18 protein-coding genes and 1 pseudogene are annotated in these 25854 nt (G+C 59.2%); 6 read left to right on the top strand and 13 right to left on the bottom strand.

The genetic code is table 11. From position 1 onward, the window contains the following. The 3 genes from BSK43_RS34170 to BSK43_RS34160 all read left to right on the top strand — a co-directional run bounded on the left by BSK43_RS34170 (nt 1) and on the right by BSK43_RS34160 (nt 4060). Nucleotides 1-1371 (top strand): alpha-glucosidase/alpha-galactosidase, encoded by a 1371-nt coding sequence (locus tag BSK43_RS34170; RefSeq protein ID WP_077470237.1) that lies wholly within the window; start codon nt 1-3, stop codon nt 1369-1371. A gap of 181 nt (nt 1372-1552) precedes the next feature. Continuing rightward, on the top strand, nt 1553-2695 hold the full coding sequence (locus BSK43_RS34165) for a fumarylacetoacetate hydrolase family protein (protein WP_077470236.1): 1143 nt from the start codon (nt 1553-1555) through the stop codon (nt 2693-2695). Between the two features lie 336 nt (nt 2696-3031). Further along, nucleotides 3032-4060 (top strand): hypothetical protein, encoded by a 1029-nt coding sequence (locus BSK43_RS34160; RefSeq protein WP_077470235.1) that lies wholly within the window; start codon nt 3032-3034, stop codon nt 4058-4060. Between the two features lie 182 nt (nt 4061-4242). On the opposite strand, the gene BSK43_RS34155 is transcribed toward BSK43_RS34160, so the two are convergent. The 11 genes and pseudogenes from BSK43_RS34155 to BSK43_RS34105 all read right to left on the bottom strand — a co-directional run bounded on the left by BSK43_RS34155 (nt 4243) and on the right by BSK43_RS34105 (nt 20498). Then, nucleotides 4243-4719 (bottom strand): Crp/Fnr family transcriptional regulator, encoded by a 477-nt coding sequence (locus BSK43_RS34155; RefSeq protein ID WP_077470366.1) that lies wholly within the window; start codon nt 4717-4719, stop codon nt 4243-4245. Between the two features lie 53 nt (nt 4720-4772). After that, nucleotides 4773-7488: pseudogene (locus BSK43_RS34150) on the bottom strand (ABC transporter ATP-binding protein). A 224-nt stretch (nt 7489-7712) separates the two neighbouring features. Beyond that, nucleotides 7713-8870 (bottom strand): glycosyltransferase, encoded by a 1158-nt coding sequence (locus BSK43_RS34145; protein WP_077470365.1) that lies wholly within the window; start codon nt 8868-8870, stop codon nt 7713-7715. Next, nucleotides 8867-10126: a glycosyltransferase family 4 protein gene (locus tag BSK43_RS34140; RefSeq protein ID WP_077470233.1), complete on the bottom strand. Its 1260-nt coding sequence runs from the start codon at nt 10124-10126 to the stop codon at nt 8867-8869. The genes BSK43_RS34145 and BSK43_RS34140 overlap by 4 nt, the downstream gene beginning before the upstream one ends. Nucleotides 10127-10143: 17 nt before the next feature. Then, nucleotides 10144-11358 carry a glycosyltransferase family protein gene (locus BSK43_RS34135; protein ID WP_077470232.1) on the bottom strand — a complete coding sequence of 405 codons (1215 nt, stop codon included), beginning with the start codon at nt 11356-11358 and terminating at the stop codon, nt 10144-10146. A gap of 102 nt (nt 11359-11460) precedes the next feature. Further along, nucleotides 11461-12603, bottom strand: coding sequence for an ABC transporter permease (locus BSK43_RS34130; protein ID WP_077470231.1), 1143 nt, complete (start codon nt 12601-12603; stop codon nt 11461-11463). A gap of 29 nt (nt 12604-12632) precedes the next feature. Next, a complete protein-coding gene (locus BSK43_RS34125; RefSeq protein WP_077470230.1) occupies nt 12633-13631 on the bottom strand; it encodes an ABC transporter permease in 999 nt (332 codons plus the stop codon). After that, nucleotides 13624-15540: an ABC transporter substrate-binding protein gene (locus BSK43_RS34120; RefSeq protein ID WP_077470229.1), complete on the bottom strand. Its 1917-nt coding sequence runs from the start codon at nt 15538-15540 to the stop codon at nt 13624-13626. Before BSK43_RS34120 ends, BSK43_RS34125 begins: the two co-directional genes overlap by 8 nt. Continuing rightward, complete coding sequence (locus BSK43_RS34115; protein WP_077470228.1) at nt 15534-17444, bottom strand: ABC transporter ATP-binding protein; 1911 nt, start codon at nt 17442-17444, stop codon at nt 15534-15536. The genes BSK43_RS34120 and BSK43_RS34115 overlap by 7 nt, the downstream gene beginning before the upstream one ends. 160 nt (nt 17445-17604) lie before the next feature. Then, complete coding sequence (locus BSK43_RS34110; protein ID WP_077470227.1) at nt 17605-18942, bottom strand: adenylate/guanylate cyclase domain-containing protein; 1338 nt, start codon at nt 18940-18942, stop codon at nt 17605-17607. A gap of 380 nt (nt 18943-19322) precedes the next feature. Then, on the bottom strand, nt 19323-20498 hold the full coding sequence (locus BSK43_RS34105) for a DUF3095 domain-containing protein (RefSeq protein WP_077470226.1): 1176 nt from the start codon (nt 20496-20498) through the stop codon (nt 19323-19325). A 146-nt stretch (nt 20499-20644) separates the two neighbouring features. Here BSK43_RS34105 and BSK43_RS34100 point away from each other — a divergent pair, with 146 nt between their 5' ends. Beyond that, nucleotides 20645-21124, top strand: coding sequence for a class I SAM-dependent methyltransferase (locus BSK43_RS34100; protein ID WP_077470225.1), 480 nt, complete (start codon nt 20645-20647; stop codon nt 21122-21124). 2 nt (nt 21125-21126) lie between these two features. Here the strand turns inward: BSK43_RS34100 and BSK43_RS34095 are convergent, their stop codons facing one another. After that, nucleotides 21127-22005 carry an FkbM family methyltransferase gene (locus BSK43_RS34095; RefSeq protein WP_077470224.1) on the bottom strand — a complete coding sequence of 293 codons (879 nt, stop codon included), beginning with the start codon at nt 22003-22005 and terminating at the stop codon, nt 21127-21129. Nucleotides 22006-22076: 71 nt separating this feature from the next. Beyond that, complete coding sequence (locus tag BSK43_RS34090; RefSeq protein WP_077470223.1) at nt 22077-23801, bottom strand: adenylate/guanylate cyclase domain-containing protein; 1725 nt, start codon at nt 23799-23801, stop codon at nt 22077-22079. A gap of 200 nt (nt 23802-24001) precedes the next feature. Between BSK43_RS34090 and BSK43_RS34085 the strand changes: the two genes are divergently transcribed. Next, on the top strand, nt 24002-25105 hold the full coding sequence (locus BSK43_RS34085; protein ID WP_077470222.1) for a glycosyltransferase family 4 protein: 1104 nt from the start codon (nt 24002-24004) through the stop codon (nt 25103-25105). Further along, nucleotides 25095-25841, top strand: coding sequence for a polysaccharide deacetylase family protein (locus BSK43_RS34080; RefSeq protein ID WP_077470221.1), 747 nt, complete (start codon nt 25095-25097; stop codon nt 25839-25841). Before BSK43_RS34085 ends, BSK43_RS34080 begins: the two co-directional genes overlap by 11 nt. Nucleotides 25842-25854: the final 13 nt, after the last annotated feature.

Below are 25854 nucleotides of genomic sequence, written 5' to 3'. Positions count from 1 at the left end.
ATGACCGCAACTCCCAAGATCACCTTCATCGGCGCCGGCTCGACCGTCTTCATGAAAAACATCATCGGCGACGTCCTGCAGCGTCCGGCCCTCGCGGGCGCAAGGATTGCGCTGATGGACATCAATCCGCAGCGACTGGACGAAAGCGCCATCGTTGCCCGCAAGCTCGCCTCGACGCTCGGCGCCCCGGCCACGGTCGAGACCTTCACGGATCAGCGCAAGGCGCTCGACGGCGCTCATTTCGTTGTCGTCGCCTTCCAGATCGGCGGTTATGAACCCTGTACCGTCACCGATTTCGAGGTGCCGAAGAAATATGGCCTGCGCCAGACGATCGCCGATACGCTCGGTGTCGGCGGCATCATGCGCGGCCTGCGCACGGTTCCGCATCTGTGGAAGATCTGCGAGGACATGCTCGCCGTCTGCCCGAATGCGGTCATGCTGCAATATGTGAACCCGATGGCGATCAATACCTGGGCGATCGGCGAGAAATACCCCACCATCAAGCAGGTCGGGCTCTGCCATTCCGTACAGGGCACGGCGATGGAGCTGGCTCACGATCTCGACATTCCCTATGACGAGATCCGCTATCGCTCGGCCGGCATCAACCACATGGCCTTCTACCTCGCATTCGAGCATCGCCAGCCGGATGGCTCCTACCGCAACCTCTATCCCGATCTTGTCCGCGCCTATCGCGAGGGCCGCGCTCCCAAGCCCGGCTGGAACCCGCGCTGCCCGAACAAGGTGCGCTACGAGATGTTGACGCGCCTCGGATATTTCGTCACCGAAAGCTCCGAGCACTTCGCCGAGTACACGCCCTACTTCATCAAGGAAGGCCGCGAGGATCTGATCGAGAAATTCGGCATTCCCCTTGACGAATATCCGAAGCGCTGCATCGAACAGGTGGCACGCTGGAAGAACCAGGCCGATGAATACCGCTCGGCCGAGAAGATTGAGGTCAAGCAATCGAAGGAATATGCCTCCTCTATCATCAATTCGGTCTGGACCGGCGAACCCTCCGTGATCTACGGCAACGTCCGCAACAATGGCTGCATCACTTCGCTGCCGAACAATTGCGCCGCCGAGGTTCCCTGCCTGGTCGATGCCTCCGGCATTCAGCCAACCTATATCGGCGACTTGCCGCCGCAGCTGACGGCGCTCATCCGCACCAATATCAACGTGCAGGAGCTGACGGTTAAAGCCCTGATGACCGAGAATCGCGAGCACATCTACCATGCTGCGATGATGGATCCGCACACGGCCGCCGAGCTCGATCTCGACCAGATCTGGTCGCTGGTCGACGAGCTGCTGGTTACACATGGCGATTGGCTGCCCGAATGGGCACGCGGCAATCGCAAGGTACAGGCCGCATAAAGCCACTCTCTCCCGGCTAGCGGCCCAAAGGGCCTCGCGGCGCTGCCGCGGGGCCTTACATTTTTGGCCTGCCGGGAAAATGTGAATGTCCAAAACGCGCTGAATTCAAGGCCTGTGCCGGATGGCAAAGCCGGAGCGACTGCGCTAGAAACGGATCGAGGTTTTAAGGGAGATCAAAGACATGGCCAGCTCAGACATTTTCAGCACCGGCACGTTCGTCGGACGCATCTGGCGCCCCGATGTCGAAGGTCCTGCCCTCGTCACTGTTCGCGATGGTGCCGTCTATGACATCACCTCGAAGGAAGTGCCGACCATGCGCGACCTTCTTGAGCGCGATGATGCGGTTGCTTTCGTCCGCGCACAGAAGGGCGAGGCCGTCGCCAAACTTGATGCTCTCCTGGCTGCCAAAGCCAATCTCTCGACCATCCATCTTCTCGCTCCCATCGATCTGCAAGCGATCAAGGCCTGCGGCGTCACCTTCGCCCGTTCGATGCTCGAACGCGTCATCGAGGAGCGCGCTGCCGGCAATCCGGATCTTGCAGAGGCGATCCGCGGCAAGGTCACGGCGCTGATCGGCGACAGCCTGCGCAACCTGAAGGCCGGATCCGCGGAGGCTGCCAAGGTCAAGGCAGCGCTGATCGAGGAAGGCGTCTGGTCGCAATATCTCGAAGTCGGCATCGGCCCGGATGCGGAAGTCTTCTCCAAGTCGCAGGTGATGTCGTCGGTCGGGCCGGGCGCTGATGTCGGCCTGCATCCGATCTCCAAGTGGAACAACCCCGAGCCGGAAATCGTGCTCGCCGTCGACAGCCAGGGCCGGGTCAGAGGCGCGACGCTCGGCAACGACGTCAACCTGCGCGACGTCGAGGGCCGGTCTGCCCTGCTGCTCGGCAAGGCCAAGGACAATAACGCTTCCTGCTCTATCGGGCCGTTCATTCGTCTGTTCGACGAGACTTACGCTCTGGATGATGTGCGCAACGCAGATCTCGATCTCAAGGTCGAAGGCGACGACGGCTATCTGCTGCATGGCCGCTCGTCGATGAAGGAAATCAGCCGAGATCCGCTCGACCTCGTTTCCCAGACCATCGGCCGCCATCATCAGTATCCGGATGGCTTCGTGCTGTTCATGGGCACGCTTTTCGCGCCGGTCGAAGACCGTGATACGCCCGGCCAGGGCTTCACCCACAAAGTCGGCGATATCGTCACCATCTCCAATGAAAAGCTGGGCGCCCTGCAGAACCGCGTGCTGCTGTCGACGGAATGCCGGCCCTGGACCTTCGGCGCATCGCATCTGATGCGCAATCTGGCCCGGCGTGGGCTGATCTAGGACCTAAAAGACATCGGGATTTGGAGCAGTTCAGCGCGCTGGACAAGCCATGACGGAGCCTCCTCAGTTTGAGTGATATTCCGCATTTGACGCCATGCGTGTGCCTCTGCCTCCGATTGCGTAATTGATCGTCTTCAGGCGGCAGAACATCGTATGTTCCTGAGAAATATCCAGGCGAGCACTGGGATGCTCCCATCACCCAAGGCCCCCTGATGAAAGCTGGTTGAAAGCTTCATCTGTTAGTTTGCTGCGTCCGGGGGGAACGGCAAACTTATCAGGAGGAATAGGATGATAAGGTCGAGCTTGGCAATTTCTACGACTGCGCTCGCGTTGATTATGACGACGCCAGCATTTGCATTCGATGGTTGGCACCAGCAACATGCCACGACAATCGAGGGCAAGGGCTCCGGTTACGACTATGTTTCGGTCGATTCAGCCACGCATCACGTCTTCCTGGGACATCGCAAGGAAGGTTTGCAGGTCTTCGATCCTGCTGCCGATAAAGTCATCAAGGTGATTGACAAGACAGCGACAGATAGCTCGGATGGTGCCGTGCTGATCCCCGAATTCGATCTCGGCATTTCCAACAATGAAGATGGCACCATCACGCCGTTCAAAATTTCGACGCTGGAGGCCCAGGCACCGATCAAGGTTGGTGAGGATCTCGACACCAGCCACTATGATCCCGTCAGCAAACGTCTGGTGCTCAATATGGGCGCCGGGCAAGACGGTACCGAGCTGATTATGCTGGATGTTCCTTCACTCAAGGAAGTCGGTCGCCTGAAAGTGCCGAGCAAAAAGGTCGAAGGTGCCGATAGTGACGGCAAAACCGCCTTTTTTCTCGCCGCGCAGGATCTCGATAAAGTCTACAAGATCGACACCAAAGCCGGAAAGATTGTTGCAACCTATGACACCGCTCCGGCTTGCGGTCATCCCACCGCAGTGACCGTCAATGCCGCGGACGAGCGCGTCTACATCAGCTGTCGCGGACACGACACCATCAAGCCCTCTCTCGTCGTGCTTGATGGGAATAGCGGCAAGATAGTTTACAGTGCCGAAATTGGCGGGGGAACCGACAGCATCGTCTACGATGGTGATCTAAAGCGCATCTTCACTGCAAATGGCGTGAGCGCCAATCTCAACGTTTTTGCGGTCGATGGCCCTGACAGCTATAAGCCGCTGGAAACGCTGGGCACTCGCTCGGGCGTTCGGACGATGGCGATGGATCGTCAAACCAAGGCGATCTATGCCATTACGGCCGAGGGTAGCGCCGATGCCTCCAAGAAGATCCTGACGGCAGTCTCTCCCTTCTATGCCAACACGTTCTTCCCGAATACGTTCACGGTCCTGACTTACGGAAAATAACGAAACGCACGATCAAGGCGTCGGCTTTGCCATTGAGGCAGGGCCGACGCCTTGATGTAAAAGCCAGGAAAATCAGTATTAATCGCCATCGACGACGCGGCGTCCGAAATACCGCCGTGCCCACATCCGAATACCAAGTGGTTTAACTGTTCACAGCCCCACTCGGTCTCTTTGCTTGTTTCTCAATGCGTCGACATGGGCTGTGGATGGGTCAACCGGCTGCGAACGGCTGTTAGTTCCGAGGTCGTATGGTTCAGACGATCTGCCAGAACGCGCATGATCTCGACCGCCATTTCCGGAAAATCGCTCAGCAGCTTCAGGAAGTGTTCCTTGCTGATCTTCAGCGCCTCCAAGCGGGAGGTGGCTTTTACGGTCGCGGTGCGCGAGACATCGCACAGGATGGCGATTTCACCGACGATGGAATTGAGGTCGACTTCAGCGACCTTGATCTCGCCGGTGGGGCTATCGACGAGAATATCAGCAGTTCCGGAAAGAACAACATAGGCCGCATCGCCCTGATCGCCCTGATGAAACAGAGTTTGGCCAGCATTGTAGCTGACGCGATCCGACGTGAACGCCAAAAGTTTCAACTTCGCCGGTGCGATGCGCGAAAAAATCGGCACCCGCTTCAGCATTTCAACTTCATCCTTCAGAAGCATGAACTTCAAAACCCCCAGTGTTCGGCCCCAGTCGCCACTGTCGAGATAGGATATTACGATAACAGTTCTTTGAACATACCATTTTTTTCTAAAAGATCGGTCGTCGAGCCACTTTCGACAAGGCTACCATGATCGAAGACCAGAACACGATCGAACAATTCGGCAAAGCCTGGGTTGGACAAGACCCAGATGATCGCCGGAGCATAACCGTCGCTGCCGAGCTCACCCAAGACAGCACGAGCAATCTGATCCTGGACCCGGTGATCGAGCGCCGGCAGCGGACGATTGCAGATAATGTAATCCGCACGTTTCAAAAGCGCGCGGCTGAGATTGAGCTTCTGGCGCTGCACATTCGTCAGGCGCTTGCCGCCGGAGCCGACATCGAAATCCAAGCCGATCGACAAGACGCTGTCATGCATGCCGAGACGCTCGAAGACCTCGTACATGATCTGATGAACGCGCTCCGGGGCATTGGCCTGTTGATGGGCAATGCGACCGAACAGAACATTGTCCATCAACGTTGCAGAAGCCGTGAAGCGCTCGGGATCGTAACGTTCGATCACGCCGGCAAGATCGGCGGGAATGTTCTCATAGAACTTCGCCCGCGCCTGGACGATCTTCTCCATGAGCATCTGCGTCAAGAGACCGAAACGATGGCGTGGCTCGATGTAGGAGAAGCTCAGGCGGATGATCGCAGAGCGTTCATCGGCTGTCGCCGCCTCATAACCCTTGCCATTCAGCTTCTGCAGTAGCGCCTCGTAGGTCGGAATGTCTTCCGCCGTCATGAAGGTGAGCTGCTGGAAGAAGGGATGGTCAGGCGGCAGGTCGGTGAAGAGTTCGACGGCGTTTTCAGCAATCTCCAGGCCCATGTCGTAAAGGTCGGAAATCAGGCCGGTCTCTTCGAACAATTGCCGGAAATACGGATGTGCGGCAAGCTTGCGGTTGGTCATCTGCGGCCGCTTCAACGTGCCGAACAACAGATTTTCACCGACAGTCGCCTGCAGGTTATAGGCATCGAACTGGAAAGGTACGACGAGCTCTTCGAGCTTCTCTTCCTGAAGCCTCAGCCGCAGGGCCTGCCGAAGTTCGACGATGCGCGAGGTCAGATCCAGATGCGTCGCGGTGTCGACGCTCGAACGGAGCGCCATGTCGAAGATGTCCTGTGACATGGCGACGGCATCGAGTACCGGGCGGATAACTGAATAGATATCGTCCGGCCCGGTCGCGCCGGCTGCGGCATAATCCACCCAATCACCATCGAGATCCAGTTCGGGATTGGCGGCGCGGCGCGCCTCATTCATCCGCCATTTGGCCTTGGTCGCTTCCTCGTCGGTATAGACCGGCGGGATGAGCGGCGCGTGCTTCAGGGCATAGAGAAGATTGCTGCGCAAAGTACCGTGAAAGAAGAAAGTCTCGGAGGACGCATAGGCAATGCGCCGCCCGGTCAATGACTCCGGCAATTCAAGCAGATCGCGGCCGTCAATGGAGACACGACCGCTGTCCGGCCAGACCAACCGGCCGAAGGCCTCGGCGAGATATTCGCCACCTGCGCCGCTGTCGCCGACGATCGCGACTCGCTCTCCGGGATGAATCTCGACTGAAACATGATCGAGCACACGGGCACCGCTGTCATCGAGAACCGTCAGGTTGGTCGCAACCAGAGCATGGGTGATGCGGCCCGCAGGCGCTGGCGACAGGACCTGGATTTTCGGATCGATCAGGTTCTCGACACTGAACTGCTCGACGACCTGATTGTACTTCACCTGAACATCCTGGCGCGACTGGTCCCAGTCGATCAATTCCTTGAGGGGGCCAGGCAGATCCTTGTAGGCATTGATGACGGCGACAAGCTGACCAATGTCCAACCGGCCCTGAAGGGCGAGAAAGCCGCCGACCAGATAGAACAGAAAGGGCGTGACCTGCGCCAGGAAGTTGTTGATGAACTTCACCATGAACTTCCACTGGTAAAGATCATAGCGGATCGAGAAGATCAGGCCGAGCCGATGCGCAATATCGGCGCGCTCCAGATTGGTCGTGTCGTTGGCATGGATGGTGCCGATACCGTCAACGATTTCGCCGACACGGCCGGAAAGTTCGCGCGCGGTCAGCTGCCGCTGGCGGCCGAGTTCCAGCAGCCGCTTCCGCATGCGTGGAATGACGATCGCCTGCACCGCAACGATACCCGCGGCGATCATGCCCAGCCAGAAATTCTGCATGATGATGAAGATGAGAGCGGTCACCGCCTGGCCACCCAACAGCGCCGGCTGCACGAACGCGTCGCCGGTGAAGCCGCCCATCGGCTCCACCTCATCCTTGATCATGGTCGCGATTTCGGCAGGCTTCACCCGCTTGAAATGGGCGGGCGGGAACCGCAGCACGCGATCGATCAGCTCGAAGCGGATTCGGCGCAGCATGCGGCTCGCCCAACCGGCCCTTGTAGGTGTTGATATAGAGCTTGAAGAGACCGTTGAGCACGACAAGCGCCAGGAAGACCAGGCTCAGCGCGATCAGCATCCATATACGGGTGAGCTGCACACCCTGAAACACCTCGATGTGGCCGATCAACGGCACGTCGACGGCGATGTGCATGAAAGTCTGCGTGTCGCCCGGATGCTCGAAACCCTTACCCTGGATCGGTCCGTTGACGATCTGCTTGGGCAGATCGAAGGACAGGAAGTAAGGGATCATCGAAGCCGCAACGACCAGCAGTATCCAAATCTGCTCCAGCCGGGTATTCGACCAAATATAACGCGCTAGGCTTTTTTCCATCGCTTATAGCAGGCTTTCAAATTCAAAGGCCCAGCGCCGGCCTGATGCCGGCACTGCTGTTGCAGAAATGCGGGATTGTTTGTTGCGGATGCGTGGCCCCATTGTGAAAAGAGACGCCGCCCGGTCTTTCGTCCACGCTCCCCCCGATTCATCATTTCTTCATTTATATCACAAGATTGCAGGAATCTAGGAGCATAAAACGACAGGATAACCCGACCGTCGCGTCACGTCATCTTTCGGCAGGCCTCGCCAATGACGGCCGAAGTTCTGGCTGCACCATCAAGGTCGATATCGGGGTTGTGTGGCTTGGCCCGTGACAATGCCGTCTCCACGGCGGCAACAAGCAAATCCGTCGTCAATCCCGCTTCGGGCAGGGTGAGTGCCAAACCCAGCTTTTCCAGCCGCTCGGCCCGAACCGACTGTTCCGTCTCGCCGCCGGCCGTGAAGGGCACCAGAATGGCGCGGCAGCCGGTGACGAGGAGATCGCCGACGGTGTTGTAGCCGGCTTGGGAAATCGACAGGTCCGCTCCCCTCAGCAAAGACGGAAAATCCTTGCGAAAACGGACGAGCTCGACATTCCCAGGCGCATCCTTGGCAAGATCGGCGAAATCCTGTTCCGGCAGGTTCGGCCCGGTCACCAATAGCCAGCGGCGGTCGATCGCCACGCGGCTTGCTGCCTCAAGCGAGGTGCGAATGAGGTCACGTCCGACAGCCCCGCCGCCAGCCGAAACGACAATGTCGAAGCTCTCATCAGGCTCCGGCGGCAGGCTCGGAGCAACGAGGCCGGTGTAGACGATCTTGTCGGCAATGGCTTCGGTCAAAGGAAAGGTCTCTTCCAGCCGAACGAAATGGGGGTCTCCATGAACGAGAACGCCATCAAAATGATCGCGAAGCAGTCCGACTGTCTCTTCATCGCGCCCCGGTTTCTTCTGCTGCTGCAGAATATCGCGCACCGAGCTGTAGAGCCTTGGCTTCGGATCAGCCTTGGCGATGGCATCGAGCAGTGGCAGCAGCTCGAAGCGCATCTGTCGCCGCCCGAAGGGAAACGCTTCGATGATAACGACATCAGGCGCCGCGTGCCGAAATGCCTCTAGTAAAAGGGCAGAACGATGCGCGAGAAATGCCTCATCGACCGGGTTTCCCGATTGATCGGCAAGCCCGGAGAAGCCGGCGCTGCTGGCAACGACCGGCGGCAGCGTGATCGAGGTCACGTCATTACCGGGAAAGCCATTCACCGGAAGGCCGCCGGTGACGACAGTCACCTGGCCGCCATCCCTGGCAATGGCACTGGCGATGCGGCTGGCTCGGGCCAGATGACCAATGCCGAGCAGATGCTGGACATAGAAGAAAACGCGCAAGGAAGGAGACTTTGCCTCTGTCATGCGGATTTCCGCCATTGATCTTCCTTCCGCCACTGCTCCTCGAACAGGCCCGTCAACTGCCGAATGCTGGCATGGTAGTCGAAATGCTCGCGCACCCGCCTTTCGGCTGCCTCTCCCAGCCTGTGGCGCAGCGCCGGATTGCGGATGGCGAGTTCCAGTGCAGCGGCGAGAGCCTGCGGATCTTCCGATGGAACGACGAACCCATTCTCACCGTCTTCCAGCAATTCGGGAACGCCGGAGATATTGGTGGAGACGCAGACGAGGCGCTGGCTCGATGCTTCCACCAGCACATTCGGCAGACCATCGCGATCGCCATCGGCGGCGACGCGGCATGCCAGTGCGAAGATATCCGACTGCCGATAGTGCGCAAGCACGTCTTCCTGTGCCAGCGCCCCCTTCCAGGTGATGCGATCGGTAATCCCTAGCGTTTCGGCAAGTGCCTTGAGCTTGGCCAGTCCATCGCCGCCGCCAATATGGGTAAAGCGCCAGTTGAGATCGCCGGGCAGTAGCGCCAACGCTCTCAACAGCACGTCATAGCCCTTCTTCTCCACGGCGCGGCCGACGCTGAGGATAAGTGCGGGATCGGAGATCTCCGAACCGTTTCGCGCGGAATGTTCGCCCGCAAAGGAGCCGAAACGATCGAGATCGAGGCCGTGATAACTTAGATGCACATTATCGCGCATCTCAGTCAGGCCACGCATATGATCGAAACCGGTGCGCGTGCAGGTCACTGTCCAGCGGGCCCGGCCAAGCTTTTCGGAAAGCTCCCAGTCCGGCGATGTCCAGATATCCTTGGCGTGGGCCGAACAGGTCCATGGAATACCCGTCATGATGCTGGCATAGGCGGTGACGGAAGCCGGCGTGTGGATGAAATGCGCATGCAGCCACTCGCCATTGTCTGGCCATTCATGTGCCAGCACCAATGCCTGACCGAAACGACGCACGCGGTTCGGCGTTAGGTCCCGTTTCAGATCGGCCCAGAATTGCTTGAACAGTGGCTTGAAGCCGGGCTTGCCGATGCCGGCAAGGAAAGCGCGCAGCACCCTCAACGGCTCATCGTGCAGATATTCCGGCAGGTAGACCACGCGCGCCTTGATCTCGTCGTGAACCGGATGGCGCTTCTTGTCCGTCGGCTTGCGCATCGAAATCAAGGTCAGGTCAAAGCCGGCTTTTTCCAGCCCGAGCAATTCCTGCGCGATGAAGGTTTCCGACAGGCGGGGATAGCCCTTGAGGACCACCAGTATTTTCTTTCGCATCAATACGTTCCGATAACCTATTCGGCAACGATCGATAGCGGCGGGTAGCGCTCACGATCATCAAACCACTCGCCGATCGTGTGCGAAATATGCACCAGCCCTTCGAGGCGCATGTTGCTGCTGCTTGCCGAGGGTGGCGCGCGGGTTGGCAGGCGCTTCAGGGCAGCGGCGAGCTGCCTTGGATCGGCAGACTCTTCCGGCAGCAGCATATCGACCAGGCCCAGTTCGCTTGCCCGCTGCGCACGGATTAGCTGCTCCTCGCGCGGCCGCGTGCGCGGGATGATCAATGCAGGCTTGTCGAAGGAAAGGATCTCGCAATAGGTGTTGTAGCCACCCATGGCGACGACGGCCTTGGCGCCGGCGATCAGCTCTTCCATCTTGTTGTCGAACTCGATCACCTGAAGACAGGCAATCTTGCCGGCACGTTCCAGCAACTGATTACGCTCCCTGGCCGGCATGTAAGGCCCGAGGACGATTAGCGTCCTGTGTGTGAGCGAGTTGTCCTGCTCGAAGGCGCTGATGACGTCATCGACCAGATCGGCACCATCGCCGCCACCGCCGGTCGTCACCAGAATGTAGTCCTCGTCGGGCACATGCTCCGACTTCGTCCCCAGCGAGGAAACGCTGCGCTGCAGAAAGCCGACGAACTCCATCTTCCGACGGACGCCGGGCGGCACGTCGAGACCGACCAGCGGATCGTGAAAATCCGGCGGCCCGTAAACCCATATGCGATCGTAGTACTGATCGATCTTCTGCAGGACGTTGTTCTTCTTCCACTCTGCCTCAAGCAGGTGCGGCGCGTCCATGACATCGCGCATGCCCAGGACCAGCGTCGTGCCGCGCGACTTCAAATAGGTCAGCGTTTCCTCGACCTCGCCCTTGAGCCCCAAGGGCTCCTTGTCGACGATGAATACGTCGGGCTGAAACGTTTCCGCCGTATGACGGATGATCGACTGCCGCATCTTCAGCGTTTCCTGAAGGGCGACATGGCTTGCCATCGACGTATATTCGCCGTCGCGCAGCTTGATGACGCTCGGCACTTTGACGAAATCAACGCGCGACCGGTAGTCGAAGGCACCGGCGATGGTTGCGCCGGAGATAATCAGCACGTTCAGCCCGCGATAATCCTCGACAAGCGCATGCGCGATCGTGCGGCATCGCCTGAGATGGCCGAGACCGAACGTATCGTGGCTGTACATGAGGATTCGAGCATCTTCTAAGCGCCGCTTCATGGGCAAAACCTCTGGGGGATGAAAGTCATGTACGTGGTATGTCGGCACACGACATCCACGTCCGCTCCTCGAATTGCAATCCTGTCTTTGCCGTTCACCCTGCTATTTGTAGGGATCGGCGGCATCGCGCAAGCCATCTCCTAAAAAGTTGAACGCCAGAATGACCAAAATCACTGGGATCATCGGAAAAAGCAGCCACGGATAAAAGGCGATTACGCTGACGTTCTTGGCCTCGGTCAACAGAATACCCCAGCTCGTGATCGGCGGACGCAGGCCTAATCCGAGGAAACTTAGAGCTGTTTCGCCGAGAATCATGCTTGGAACCGAGATCGTTGCCGTAGCGATCAGATGCGACATGAACCCCGGCACGAGATGACGGCCGATGATGCGCCGCGTCGGCGCACCCATCAGCTGCGCGGCAAGCACATAGTCTTCCTCACGCAAGGATAGAAGCTTGGAGCGCACCGCGCGCGCGAGCCCTGTCCAGTCGAGGATGCCGAGAATGATGGTGATGCCGAAATAGACGAGGATCGGGCTCCAACTCACCGGCATGATCGCCGCCAGCGCCATCCAAAGCGGCAGGCTAGGCAAGGACTGTAGCACCTCGATTACCCGCTGCACCAGAAGATCGAAGATCCCGCCGTGATAGCCGGCCAGCCCCCCGATGACGATACCGAGCACGAAGCTGATGGCGATGCCGATCAAACCGATCGTCAGGGAGATGCGCGCGCCATAGATGATGCGCGACAGCACGTCCCGACCCAGTCGGTCCGTTCCAAGCAGATACATCTGGCCGCCAACGGCGGGGCAGACGACATGAACGTTTGAATCCACCAGCCCCCAGAAACGATAGGCATCGCCGCGGCAGAAGAAGCGGATCGGCTGCACGTCGGAAGGGTTTTCCGTATAGACCCTGCGCAGCGTATCGATATCGAGCGTCATCTTGCGGCCATAGACGAACGGCCCGACGAACTCACCATTGTTGAAGAGGTGAATTGCCTGCGGTGGCGAGTGAATGTAATCGACATTGCGGGTGTGCAGCCCGTAAGGCGCCAGGAATTCCGCAATCAGGATCGTGCCGTAGCACAGCAGCAGGAAGATGCCGGATGCGAGCGCCAGCTTGTGCTTCTTGAACTTCCACCACATCAGCTTCTTTTGCGAGGCCATGTAGTAGCGCGTCTGGCCGGCAGACATGGTCTCGAACTGATCCGGATCGAAATCCGCGCTCGAGACATAGTGCTCCATGGGTGCGCCGGGGCTTGGCAGGGGTACGTTCACTTTGTGCTCCTGCCTTGCAAGCGGATACGGGGATCGAGAAAGCCGAGGGCAATATCGGAGATCAGCACTCCGATAACGTTGAGGAAGGCCAGGAACATCAGGAAGGAGCCGGCAAGGTACATGTCCTGGCTCTGCAAAGCCCTGATCAGCATCGGGCCTGTCGTTTCAAGCGACAGCACGATGGCGGTGATTTCGGCGCCCGATATGATCGAAGGAAGGATCGACCCGATATCGGCCACGAAAAAGTTCAGCGCCATGCGCAACGGATATTTCACCAGCGCTCTCAAGGGATGCAGCCCCTTGGCGCGCGCGGTGATGACATATTGCTTCTGCATCTCGTCGAGCAAATTGGCGCGAAGGCGGCGGATCATGCCAGCCGTACCCGCCGTTCCGACGATAATGACGGGGATCCAGAGATGCGAGAGGATCGAGCGCGCCTTTTCCCAACTCATCGGCTGCGACAGATATTGCTGATCCATCAGATGGCCGATGGACACGCCAAACCAGACCTGGGCGAAATACATCAGGATCAGCGCCAGCATGAAGTTCGGGATGGCGATGCCGAGCAGCCCGAGGAAGGTCAGGCTGTAATCGCTCCAGCTATATTGATGGGTGGCGGAATAGATGCCGATCGGGAACGCGATCAGCCACGTCAAAAGGATCGTCGTCATCGACACCAGGATGGTCAGCCACAAGCGGTCACCGACCACATCCGATACCGGCAACTGATATTCGAAGGAATAGCCGAAATCGCCATGCAGCATGCCGGCGACCCACCGCACATACTGCACCGCGACGGGCTGATCGAGCCCGTATTCGTGACGAAGGTCCTGTATCTCCTGAAGGTTTGCCGTCTCACCCTGGGCGCGCAGCTCGGCAATCTGACTTTCGAAGAAATCGCCCGGCGGCAACTGGATGATGGTGAAGACCAGCATCGAGATGATGAGCAATGTCGGGATCATCACCGCAATGCGCCAGAGAATATATTTAAGCATTGGGTCGATCCTCCTTCATCCAGAAGGTGTCCGGCATATAGACGCCGAGAAAACAGGTGGGATCGAAACCGTAGAGCGCCTTTTCAGGTACATTCTGCATGCGCGCCGAATGCACGATCGGCTGGAACGTGGCATTGATCAGGCCGATGGAGAAAACCTGATCGGTATAGGTCGCCAGCATCTCATGCCAGATCTCCGCGCGCTCGAAGGAAGATGCCGCCGTTTCCCATTCGCGAAGCAATTTGACCAGTTTCGCAGCTTCCGGAACATCCGGCGCAACCCCCTGGGTCTCGCGCGAAAGATAATACATGCCCCAGAGCGGCCACTGCATCTGGTCGTCCATTGTCGGTGCGAGTTCACCGGGGTTCATATCCGCTGTCGCTACGCCGTTGTCGAGGCCATACCACAGCGACATCAAAATCCGGCCGCCCATGGCGCGGCTGCGGAAGATGTCACGCTGCGAAACACGTACGAAAAGCGCGATGCCGACCTTGCGCCAATGATCGGTGACAAGCTCCAGCACATCCGAATCCAGCGTGCTTTCACCCGGCGTCTCCACGGTAATCTCCATGCGGCGACCATCAGGCAGAAAGCGCGTGCCATCTTCGTCGCGCTTGTCGAGGCCAGCCGCATCCAGCAGCGCATTGGCCTGATCGGGGTCATGGGAGATCCAGGCCGCGGCATATTCCGGCTTGTAAAGCGGGCTGTCCGGCAAAACAGTATCCGCACTTTCCGTTCCAAGACCATAAAAGACGGCCATGTTGATCTCGTGCCGATCGATCGCCAGAGACAATGCGCGCCGCACCCGTACGTCACGCAGTACGTCCCGCCATACCGCATCGGCGCTGTTCAGGTTCGGGAAGAGCGCAACGCGCGAACCGCGCGCCGCCTTCCAGAGATTGACCTTGATGGGATAAAGCTTCTCCCGTTCCTTCAGGAAGGTGTAATCGTTGAAATCGATCCCGGTCGCCTGCAGATCGCTTTCCCCGGCGCCGGTCTTGGCTGCAATGATCGCCGACGAGCTGATGTTCAGGATGAACCGATCGATATAAGGCAGCTGCCGCCCGTTCTCGTCGACGCGATGGAAATACGGGTTGCGCTCGAAGACGAACTGTTCGGCGGGCGGCGCGGTCGTGTTCTTCCAGGGGTCGAGCACCGGCAGGTTGGGATTTTCCGGTCGATAGGATCGCGCCATCTTGATGTGGAGATCCTGCCATTTCTTCACCCGCTTTTCCTGCATCAGCGCGGAAAGACGAATGCTATCCTGATATTTGTCGTGGAACTGCTTCAGATAATGGCTGGGCCCGAGAATGACGAGCGGTTGTGGTGCGGCGAGGCTCGGCAGGAAATCCGGGTTGGGATCATCCCAGGAATAGCGCACCGTCAGCTCATCAAGCACCTCGAAACGCGGCAAGCTGCCGTGCGGGCGCAATTCGAGCGCGCCGCCGCCAGGCGTCAGCTTCTTGTTGAGGATGACGTCTTCCCACCAATACCGGAAATCGTTCGCCGTCAGGGAATGTCCGTCGGACCACTTATGTCCGTCACGCAGCTTGAAGGTGAAGACCGTATCATTAACCGCGGAATAGGATTCCAGGATATCCGGCTGCAACGTCAGCGTACGATCATATCCGACGAGACGGGCATAGCCATAGACCGTCATGAAACGGAGATCGTTCTGGCTGCCGATGATGGTGCGCACCGAGCCGCCATAATGGCCCGGGGTTCGCCCCATCGCAGCGACGTTGACGATGCGTGGAAATTTCGGCAGGCGCTTGGCAAGATGCGGCATCTGGCCTGCCCTGAGCCAATCGGCCAGATAATCGGGCTCGTTATCGACATCCGCCGCGATAACAGGCGCCGGAAGCACGGTCGAGGCCAGCAGACCGAGAAAGGTTCGGCGGGTTACCATGTGCGCAGCTCCTCGATATCGGCGCCTCGGCGGGCACGAACGAAATGCCCTCCGCCCAGATCCGCATAGGCCAGGTCCGCATCCCCTCCTTCGGAAAATTGCGGTCCCCATTTTTGTCGGGCTGCCGGCCCTTCGCTGTTCACCGCAGAGAAATCCAACGGACGATCGAGATCGGGGAACGGGACGGCTGCAAGCAGCGAGCGCGTATAGGGATGGACCGGGTCGCGCAGGATGATCTCGCGCGGCGCGATTTCGACGATACGGCCACGCGCCATCACAGCAATCCGGTCGGCCATGTAATCGACAACCGCCAGATTGTGGGAAATGAACAGATAGGTCAGGCCGAGCTCCTTCTGCAAATCCTTGAGAAGATTGAGGATCTGCGCCTGTACCGAAACATCGAGCGCGGAGACCGGCTCATCCAGGATCAGAAGCTTCGGCCCGAGTGCCAGGGCACGCGCGATGCCGATGCGCTGGCGCTGGCCACCGGAAAAGCTGTGAGGATAGCGGCTCAGATAATGCTTATCGAGCCCGATCGCCTGCATCAGCGCCTTGACCTTTTCCTTGCGCTCGGCGCTATCGCCATGCCCATGGATCTCCAGGGGCTCGCTCAGGATATTGCGAATCGTCATGCGAGGAGAGAGGGACGAGACGGGATCCTGGAAAACCATCTGTATCTTGGTGCGCAGATCCATCAGTTCCCCGCGCTTGACGGAGAGGACATCGATCTTGCCGCTGCCATCGTCAAAGCTCACCGAGCCGGTGTCGGCGGTGATCGCCCGCATCAGGATCTTGCTGACCGTCGTCTTGCCGCAGCCGCTTTCGCCGACCAACCCAAGACATTCGCCGCGGCGGATGTCGAAGCTGACATCGTCAACGGCGCGAAACTTCGTGCCATCCCGCCGCCCGAACAGACCGCCGGCCTTGGAGCTGAAGGTTTTCGTCAGGTTGCGCACGCTGAGCAGCACTTCGGGCGCCGTGCCGATGGTACTCGTATCGCCAACGATAAGCTTCTTCTTGCCGGAAAATGTTCCGAGATTGACCGGAACATCGCGCAGGGATTTCAACCGCTCTCCCGGCTTCATGTCGAAATGCGGCACCGCGGTCATCAGCGCCTTGAGGTAGCGATGCTGAGGTCGACGGAAAATCTCCTCGACGGGGCCCGCTTCCATGATCTCGCCGTGATAGATAACGACGACCTCATCGGCCATGTTGGCGACAACGCCGAGATCATGGGTGATCAAGAGCATCGCCATGTTGAGCGTCTTCTGGAGATTGCGCAGCAGACCCAGAATCTGCGCCTGGATGGTAACATCCAACGCCGTGGTCGGCTCGTCGGCGATCAACAGCGCCGGGTTGCAGATCAGCGCCATCGCGATCATCGCGCGCTGGCGCATCCCGCCCGAGAGCTGAAAGGGATACATGTCGAAGGTGTGGTAGGGATCCTGAAAGCCGACGAGGCTCAGCATCTCTTCGGTCTTCTCACGCTGCTCCGCCCTGCTGATGCCTGGGCTATGGATGCGGAGCGCCTCGCTGATCTGATTGCCGACGGTGTGCAACGGCGACAGCGAGGTCATCGGCTCCTGAAAGATCTTGGCCATGCGAGCGCCACGCAGCTTGCGCATTTCCGCGCCATCACGCGGCAGTTGGAGAAGATCGGTCGTCTTGCCGTTAAGCGGATCGGTGAACAGAATGCGGCCCGACGCCTTCGCGGGAGTCGGGAGGATTCCCATGATCGACTGGCTGATGATCGACTTTCCGGAACCGGATTCGCCGACCAATGCCGTGACCTTGCCTGGAAGTACTCTCAAGCTGGCGCTCTTCACGACGTCCAGCTTGTCCCCATACAGCGAGAACGAAACGTCGAGGTTCTCAATACGCAGTAGATCAGTCCCTGACGCCATACATATTACTTCCCGCTCACATGACCTTTGTGGCCTTATACGGCACACTAACGTAGGCCATAACGGGTGTCTAGCTGGTCAAAGTGGTGGGGAGACTGTTAAAAAACTGTCGTCTTTCCAGTGATATATCGGCTTATGCTGAACCGGCGGGCAGCGAAGGTTACGAAGCGAAGTTTTCGACTTGAAGACGGCTCTCGAACTTCTTGGCATCCCTGTGCAACAGAATGACCTGTTCGGCCTCTGACAGACCATCCGGCGCCGCTTCGTCGAAAATCGCTGCCGGGCCGGCGCCAACGGAGGCGGCCTTCGGATAGACGACGGTAAAGCGCTGGCGCACACCTCTCAGCTTCTCTTCGCCGAGTGTTCCCCATTCGCAGTCGGTGTAGCCGGAAAATGCCTGACTCGCGACGACTTCCGTCGCGTATTTCTTCGTCAATGTTTGCAGCCGCTCCACCTCGTTGACGGCAGCGCCAAAAGCCGAGAACGTTAGGCGATCCTTCAATCCCACATTGCCGAACATGACGTTGCCGACATGCAGGCCGATGCCGTAGCGCACTTCGCTCAGGCTGCGGGCCTGGCGATCCTTGTTCAACGCGATGACGCGGCGCTGAGCCTCGAAAACGGCCGAGAGGGCGGCCTCGCACGCAACCCTGGATGGGTCCTTGTGTCGGCCGCAGGGATAGACGGCGAGAAATCCGTCGCCGAGAAAGCTCATGATCTCGCCGCCATTGCGGTTGAATGGCGCGGCGATCGCGTCGAAGAATTCGTTCAGCGTATCGATATAGGCCTGTCGCCCCTCTTTTTCGGCATAGACAGTGGATTGCCGCATGTCGCCCATGACCAACGCGGCACGGATCGTCTCGCCGTCACCACGGCGGATCTGGCCGTTCAAGACGCGCTTGCCGGCATCGCCGCCCAGATAAGTCGTCAGCATGTTGTTGGCGAGCCTGCCGAGAACCGCCATCTTGGCGGCCATGGCAAGATGATTTTGCATGCGCATCAGCGCGCCGATCATCTCTTCGCTGAAGCCGCCGATGCTGTCGGTGGACCAGGAGCCCATCATGCCCTGCACCGAGCCGGCGCCGAAGGTTTGCACGAAAGCCAGGTAATCGGTGACCTTTTCCTTGCGCAGATCGTCGAAAATCGGAAACTCCACAGCGCCATCTACGTCTATCCGACGACGTAGATGCTGAAGATTGTTGGACAGAAGGTAGAAATAGGGGCTCTGCACGAAGCGCTCCGGCTTCTCGTTGACATGCCGGTAGCCCTCGATCGTCAACCCGCCGGCCCGCCGCCAGGTGAAACCGAGCGCGTCATAGAGCGGATGCAGCATCGAAAAGGTCAGGTGCACGCGCGCAACCGGAAGTCCAGACGCCGCCATGCGCTCGCAGAAGCCGCGAACGATGTTTTCGAGGTTTTCACCCGTCAACGCCGCCTGCGTGAGCCACTCTGCAACCTTATCGAGAAGAATGTCGGAAACAGTCGAATGAATAGTCATTATTCCCCGCGGCCTATCTTGCTACAATCAATGCTCCGCCCCAGCAACGCAGCCGGCGCCAATCCCCGGAATAACCGCTTGGACGCCTTCCGGCCTATCGGCTCAGGTCGGATGAAACAATGATATGAGGCGGCGGCACTCTTGTTCGGGCAACCCGATTTGTGCCGACACCAAAAAGGATTTTGCCATACTTCCCCGCGCCCGGCGCCCAGGAAGTCCAGCAGAACACAGCCGCGAAAATCGCCGACTCTCGTTTTGTTCTCTTTCAGATAAGGCGAACATACCGCTGAAACAATGGGAAAAAAGCGAGTTCAGACGATAAAATTGCCTCAAGGATGAAATAGCCGGCAAAATGCCGCACCGCTCCAGCAATGAAAACATCATTCGCTGGCGGCCAGCTCGGATACGCCCTTGCCGCGCAACGCCATGGCGGCCATGGCATAACCGCCGCTTGCCCCGTCGATGAAATGCATGTGGTCGCGCATCAGCGGCGTCGGCACGAAACAGGTCATCAAAGCGCTGTCCTGCCGATGCAACCCATAGCGACATACACCCTCCGCCTCGGCCTGACGCAGCAGCGCTTCGATATGCGAGAGCTGCACCGCATCGACATCGATGGTCATCTTCAGACCATCGTCGAATTTACGAAAATCGGAGTTCATGGCGATATCGCTCCTGTAGACCTTGGGGTCGAACGCCGCCATACGGAGCCTGAACTTATCGAGGATGCAGACGAGAGCGATCTGGGCGGCAATGGCGAGCTTGCGCCGCCAGCGATTGGCGACAGATGCCAGCGCGCGCGCCTCCATGTCGATACCGCCGAAAATCAGCGCCGTCGTCGGACCTTCAGCCGGTACAGGATGGCCATCACGGCTCTGTTCTCTGGAAATAGCGATGATATCGGCGACGAGCTGCTGGAACTTCGCGCTGTTGCCGCTCTCGCCGGGAACCGCAATGATCGAGACGATCTCACCATTGTGTGCCTTGATCGGATTCCAGCGGCAAGATAGGCCCGTCAGATCCGGCCGTACCTCCGGCGCTGCCGCCTCGACGATGAAATTGCCGGCCTTCATCTGCTGTTCAGCCCAGCTCGTGCCGCCGCCCAGAAACATGGCATAGGAGACATATTCGCTGGGGCCGAAGCGAGCGACCATCACATCCAGACCTTCGCCGCGAACCGCCGACATGGGCACGAGCGCGGTGCGCAGATCCAGCTGCAATTCTTCCTTGACCCAGCTCCGCACCGCCGCCAGAGCCTGCCGAACCCGCGCCTCTCCTGACGGAGGAATGGCGACCAGGGCACCGTCGCCGCCGAAGACGAAGGGATAATCGCCCTTGTCCAATGCGTTGAGCACGGCGGAAATCACGCTGGCGCCGGCCATGTTCACGGATTTATAGTGACCGGAGGCAATGGCCTTTGTCGAGCTGACGATGTCGGCGACAGCCAGAAGCCAGCCGTCCGGCAGAGGCCTGTAATTGTTGCTGTCGGTAACGCCCTCGAAACGCGTGAAAACCGCCAATTTATGGAAGAAATCATCGTTGGATGGCTCGACCATGACAGTTCCTCCTTTCACGAGCGCCGCGACAATCTATCCCTACAGCAAATGTGCCGAAAAACCAGCCGACGGTCGACGCGACGATGTGGCCCGTGCTAGGTCGACTGGGCAAGAGGCATCAGAACGCCAAGGATAAGACAGATACGATGAGCCGCCTGGATAGTTTCATTCGCCGCCTGAGCGCACAGCGCGACATCCTCAATGCCGTAGCCGACGATGTCCGGACGCTTGATGGCCCCGTGCTGGAACTCGGCCTCGGCAATGGCCGCACCTTCGACCATCTGCGCGAACTTTTCACCGATCGCCGCATCATAGCCTTCGATCGTGCCGTCAACGCCTATGGCCCCTCGATGCCTGCGGCGGACGACCTCGTTCTCGGTGAAATCAAGGATACGGCGAGCGAATTCATCGGTTCAGGTGCCTCGCTTGCCCATGCCGATATCGGCACCGGCTACGAAGACAAGGATGCCGTGACACTGACGTGGCTTCCACAGACCATGGCCGGCGTGCTGGCATCAGGTGGCTTTGCGGTTAGCGGCCTGCCTCTCGAACACCCCGATCTCCAGGCGTTGCCCCTACCCGATAGCGTCAAGGAAGGGCGCTATTTCATCTATCGACGCAAATAGGTTCAGCGCAGAAACAGCACATCGAACTGCTCGCCTTCGGTCGGAAGATCCACGACCTTCATGGCCTGTTCCCGGTCTTCGAAGAAGGCAAGGCATTCGCTGTAGTGGCTGGCAAGATCGCTGACGAATGCTTCGGCTTGATCCTTGCCGTAGAAGGCCGGCGTGAATTCCATGTAGAGCGGCACCCTGCGGGCCATCAGCGCCTGCATCGACCGGCATGCGACCGGCTCATAGCCCTCGATATCCATCCAGATCAGCCCGACATTGGCCGGATCTGCGCCAGCCTCGAGGAGAATGTCGGTAACGGGCCTGACCGGAACCGAGATCCTTTCGTCGCTCGCGCTTTGGCGCAAGGCGCTGCTCTTGCCGTGATTCTTGTGGTTGAGGTAGAAATCGAGCTGCCCGCCACGATCGCCGGCGGCGCAGTTGACCGCCGTGACCATCTCCTGTAGCCGATTATCGGCTATGTTCACCGACAGCAGCCGAAAATTACGAGGGTCCGGTTCCACGCTGACAATGCGGCCATAGACCCCACTGAGCGCAAAATAGCAGGTCTGCGTGCCGATATTGCCGCCGAGCTCCAGCAGTGTCGTGCCCTTGCGCAACAGGCCACGTTCGCGCAGCACACTCAGCAGCCGGTCGACATGATCGCGCTCGAAATGCCCTTTGCGAAAGACCTTGCGGCCAATGTAGTCGGCCGGCGAAAAGCTCAGGATATGGTCGCCGCAATCGACCGTCATGCTCTTGACCCGTGGTCCAAGAGCGCTGACGAGAATATCGCGGCCGAGGCGTGTGTCGAACAGACGGGTGGCAATCGCATCCCGCTTGTTGCGGAAGGCGCGCCGCCAATATTTTCTGGTGAGGATCTTGCGGTCGAACATGCGCCTTCCCTACACCAGCGCTCTTGCGTTGCAAACGGGTGATATCATGCGGTGCGGCCAAGCCAGCAACCTCAGGCGAAGCGGGTGCTTGCCTCTTTCGAGACGATGTAGACCCGCAGGGGCTCGCCACGACCTCGAACGGCAATCTCGCGGCTCTCGACACCGTCGACGTCGATTTCCGAAAGCCGTGCCACCGGCTCCGAAAAGACAAGGGCGGTGTTATACTCCTTGGCGACGCTTTCCAGACGGCTGGCAACATTGACGGTATCGCCTATCGCCGTCACGTTCTTGACGCTGCCATATCCCATCGAACCGACCACGGCCAAACCGGTGTGAAGACCGATGGCGATTTCGAGAGGTGCCGCCAGTTCGTCCGCCAATTCGGCACTGAGCTTGTCGATTTCCCGCAGAATCGCCGCCGCCGCCTTCAGCGCCTGACGGTTTGCCTCTTTGGGAGTGGTGCGAAGACCGAAGAGCGCCATGGCACCGTCGCCGATGAACTTGTCCATCCGGCCGCCATTCTCCTCGATGATGCGACCGACGATCGCAAAATAGCGATTGAGCAGGAAGACGATGTCGAAGGGCAGACGCTCTTCCGTCAACGCGGTGAAATGTCGAAGATCGCAGAAAAACACGACGATATCACGTTCGCGACCGGGGCTTGCGGCCTGCGTGTAGACCGGGATCGTCGCCTCGGCCATGGGCGTCAACAGCGGCACGACGCTGATATTTCCCGTCGGTCGCAGCTGGCAGGCAAGCCTGACATCCGGCGTGGCGCCAATGCGGTTCAGCGTCTTTTGCTCAAGCGGCTCGGGAGGAGGCAGGTTTTCGGCGCCCTCGATGACCTGAACGCGACAGGTGGAGCATTGGCCCTTGCCGCCGCAGACCGAATAATGCGGGATCCCGCCAAGACGGCTCGCCTCCAGCACGCTGAAGCCGCGGGGCGCTTGCACGACCTCGCCACCCGCATAGCGAATGGCGACCTGAAACTGGCGCTCGCGCACCCTGCGATGTGCGCGAAAGGCGAAGAGACCGACGATCGACAGGCTGAATGCCCCGTAAAATCCGGCACGATAAGGCCAGAGGGCATCGGCAATCTGACCACCGGGAACGGAGCCCCTCTCGCCAAGGCTGCGCACGTCGCTGTAATAGCCGCCAGGATAGCCGCGCTCGTCCTCCTGCGCCGCCTCATGAGTGACGACCTTGCCCATAGCGGCAAAGCCGAGCAACGCTAGAATCGGCAGAACGATGGCGAAGGACAGCAATATGGGGGAGATCGTCATGTACCAGGGGCGAAAACGCAGCCAGAAATGAACGCCGATGCAGCCGTGAACCCAGATGATAACAAGCAGAAACGCCTGGCGTACGCCGCTCGCCGGCGATGTGAGCCACAGCGTGCGGACGATCGCCTTGTAGGTATCGTGATAGCCGTAAACATCATGCACGATACGCGTGGCCACGATGTGATCGATGAGGAGAAGAGGTACGAGCAGGCCGGTGACGATCTGAAAAGCTTCGCCTGGGGGCATGACCAGTGTGCGGCGCCTGTAGAGAAGCCGCAGGACCAGCATGATATGGACGATCAGCGCACCGTAAAGGAGAACCGTGCCGACGGGATTGCGCCACACGGCCATGAACCAATGCTGTGCACGCTCGGCCATGCTGAGGGAAATGAGGCCCAGAGAGTGATTGGCCAGATGCATGATCACAAAGCTGAAAACGATCAAGCCGGAGCCAAGGCGGAACTTGCGCACGAGACGATCGGAAATGATTGGCTTTCTTGCCTCGATGGTCATCAAACCCAATGTATATTGTCCGTTCACAACAGAAGCGAAAACGGTTATCGCCTACTCATCTAGCCGCAACGCCGCACGCTGTCGAGAATGCGGCTTTTTGAAGCAGGGACCTTATTGTCACGCAACCGGTCGAAATTCGGGCAATCCTCTCACAATCCGGGCTCCTGCCATCACTTAATTGTCAACCATGTGACAACAGCATGAAGATCGCCTTCTACGCTCCGCTCAAACCTCCCACTCATCCAGTGCCTTCCGGCGACCGGCTGATGGCGCGGCAGATCATAGCGGCGCTTGGAATGGCCGGGCACGAGGTCGAAGTCGCATCGGAGCTGCGCAGCTTTACGGCAACCCCGGACGCAGGACCTCGTGGCGAGGTCGCCCGGCAGGCAGAGGGTGAGGTGAGCCGGCTGCTCCACGGCTGGCAAAGCCAGTCATCGCCCGACCTTTGGTTCACCTACCACCCCTACTACAAGACACCGGATCTCATCGGCCCACCCATCGCCAAGAAGCTCGGCATACCCTATGTCACCGCCGAAGCCTCCTACTCCAGGCGCCATGACGACAATGGCTGGGGCGAAAACCAGCGGCTGATCGCCGATGCGGTGCGTCTGGCCGCCGTCAATCTGTGCTTCACCGAGCGGGACCGGATCGGCCTTGTGGACGCGATCCCCGATGGTCGCTACGAGCGATTCCTGCCTTTCATAGAGACATCACTATTTGCGCAGCCACCCTCATCCCCAGACCCGCGACGACTGATCAGTGTCGCTATGCTGCGCAAGGGCGACAAATTCGACAGCTACGTCATGCTGGCCAAGGCGCTCGACCTCATCCGCAATGAGGACTGGACCCTGACCGTCATCGGCGACGGACCGATGCGCGCCGAGGTAAGAGTCCTGTTTTCAACTTTCGATGACGACCGGATCATCTGGCGCGGAGAGTGCACGGCTTCGGAGATTGCAACGGAGCTTGCGGCCGCAGGGATCTATGTCTGGCCAGGCAATAACGAGGCCTATGGCCTCGCCTATCTCGAGGCGCAGGCAGCCGGTCTGCCTGTGGTGGCGCAGGCGACGGCAGGCGTGCCGGAAGTAGTCATGGCCAGTGCGACGGGCCTGCTGACGCCGGCGGGCGATATTGGAGCCTATGCGGACGCCATTGCCCAACTTCTGAACGACGATACGCAACGGCGAACCATGGCCGAAGCAGCGCACCGATTCGTGCATGAGAAGCGCTCCCTGGGCGCGGCATCGCAGCAGCTTGAAACCATTCTTCGGAAACATCTGGGAGACACCTATTATGAGCGATAGAGCCGACTGGCAGCCCTTGCGCGATGAGTTGCGCCGTTGGACCGAGGCGGGACGCAAGGCGAAGTTCTGGTTCCGGGACGACGACGCCATCGAACCCACCCCTGCCCTCGACCAGCTATTGTCATTATCCGATCGCTTCGATGTGCCGATGGCATTGGCCGTCATTCCCGGACCGACCGGGGAGCCGCTGGCGGAACGCCTGGCAGGCCAAAGCCGCGTCACCGTCACCGTTCATGGCTGGATGCATCAGAACTATGCGCCGGATGAGACGAAGAAGCAGGAACTCGGCCTGCATCGGCCACAGGCTGCTGTGCTCGATGAGCTGCATCGCGGCTTCGACAAGTTGAAGGCGCTTTATCCCGCGCAGTTTCTGGCCATGCTGGTGCCGCCGTGGAACCGCATCGACGATGCATTGCTGCCTCACCTGGCGCCCTTCGGATACCGCGCCGTCTCCGTCTTCGGCCTGGCGAAGGAGGCACCGATCACGCTGGTCAATACCCATATCGACATCATGAGGTGGCACGGCGTGCGCGGCGGCCTTCCACACGAAGGATTGATCGCACGGCTGGTGGAAGAACTCCAGAACCGCTTCGACGGCAATGACGAGCCGATCGGCGTGATGACGCACCATCTGGTGCATGACACCCTCGCATGGTCTTTCGTCGAGGCGTTGTTTGAGGAAACGGCCGGCCATGCCGCCATAGAATGGCGGCCGGTCGGCAATTTCGTGCGTTAGCCGCCATTTACGG

The organism is Rhizobium sp. P44RR-XXIV, from assembly GCF_001999485.2.
Taxonomy (GTDB): domain Bacteria; phylum Pseudomonadota; class Alphaproteobacteria; order Rhizobiales; family Rhizobiaceae; genus Rhizobium.
Note: the sequence above shows the minus strand (reverse complement) of the source record. Positions and strands in the feature narration are given on the sequence as shown.

What these genes read in the sequence shown, in the direction of transcription:
- BSK43_RS34140 (WP_077470233.1), bottom strand. Translation starts at nt 10,126, where the DNA reads ATGCGAAAGAAAATACTGGTGGTCCTCAAGGGCTATCCCCGCCTGTCG.
- BSK43_RS34155 (WP_077470366.1), bottom strand. Translation starts at nt 4,719, where the DNA reads ATGCTTCTGAAGGATGAAGTTGAAATGCTGAAGCGGGTGCCGATTTTT.
- BSK43_RS34165 (WP_077470236.1), top strand. Translation starts at nt 1,553, where the DNA reads ATGGCCAGCTCAGACATTTTCAGCACCGGCACGTTCGTCGGACGCATC.
- BSK43_RS34115 (WP_077470228.1), bottom strand. Translation starts at nt 17,444, where the DNA reads ATGGCGTCAGGGACTGATCTACTGCGTATTGAGAACCTCGACGTTTCG.
- BSK43_RS34090 (WP_077470223.1), bottom strand. Translation starts at nt 23,801, where the DNA reads ATGACCATCGAGGCAAGAAAGCCAATCATTTCCGATCGTCTCGTGCGC.
- BSK43_RS34135 (WP_077470232.1), bottom strand. Translation starts at nt 11,358, where the DNA reads ATGAAGCGGCGCTTAGAAGATGCTCGAATCCTCATGTACAGCCACGAT.
- BSK43_RS34095 (WP_077470224.1), bottom strand. Translation starts at nt 22,005, where the DNA reads ATGTTCGACCGCAAGATCCTCACCAGAAAATATTGGCGGCGCGCCTTC.
- BSK43_RS34125 (WP_077470230.1), bottom strand. Translation starts at nt 13,631, where the DNA reads ATGCTTAAATATATTCTCTGGCGCATTGCGGTGATGATCCCGACATTG.
- BSK43_RS34145 (WP_077470365.1), bottom strand. Translation starts at nt 8,870, where the DNA reads ATGACAGAGGCAAAGTCTCCTTCCTTGCGCGTTTTCTTCTATGTCCAG.
- BSK43_RS34100 (WP_077470225.1), top strand. Translation starts at nt 20,645, where the DNA reads ATGAGCCGCCTGGATAGTTTCATTCGCCGCCTGAGCGCACAGCGCGAC.
- BSK43_RS34170 (WP_077470237.1), top strand. Translation starts at nt 1, where the DNA reads ATGACCGCAACTCCCAAGATCACCTTCATCGGCGCCGGCTCGACCGTC.
- BSK43_RS34160 (WP_077470235.1), top strand. Translation starts at nt 3,032, where the DNA reads ATGACGACGCCAGCATTTGCATTCGATGGTTGGCACCAGCAACATGCC.
- BSK43_RS34105 (WP_077470226.1), bottom strand. Translation starts at nt 20,498, where the DNA reads ATGGTCGAGCCATCCAACGATGATTTCTTCCATAAATTGGCGGTTTTC.
- BSK43_RS34130 (WP_077470231.1), bottom strand. Translation starts at nt 12,603, where the DNA reads ATGGAGCACTATGTCTCGAGCGCGGATTTCGATCCGGATCAGTTCGAG.
- BSK43_RS34120 (WP_077470229.1), bottom strand. Translation starts at nt 15,540, where the DNA reads ATGGTAACCCGCCGAACCTTTCTCGGTCTGCTGGCCTCGACCGTGCTT.
- BSK43_RS34110 (WP_077470227.1), bottom strand. Translation starts at nt 18,942, where the DNA reads ATGACTATTCATTCGACTGTTTCCGACATTCTTCTCGATAAGGTTGCA.
- BSK43_RS34085 (WP_077470222.1), top strand. Translation starts at nt 24,002, where the DNA reads ATGAAGATCGCCTTCTACGCTCCGCTCAAACCTCCCACTCATCCAGTG.
- BSK43_RS34080 (WP_077470221.1), top strand. Translation starts at nt 25,095, where the DNA reads ATGAGCGATAGAGCCGACTGGCAGCCCTTGCGCGATGAGTTGCGCCGT.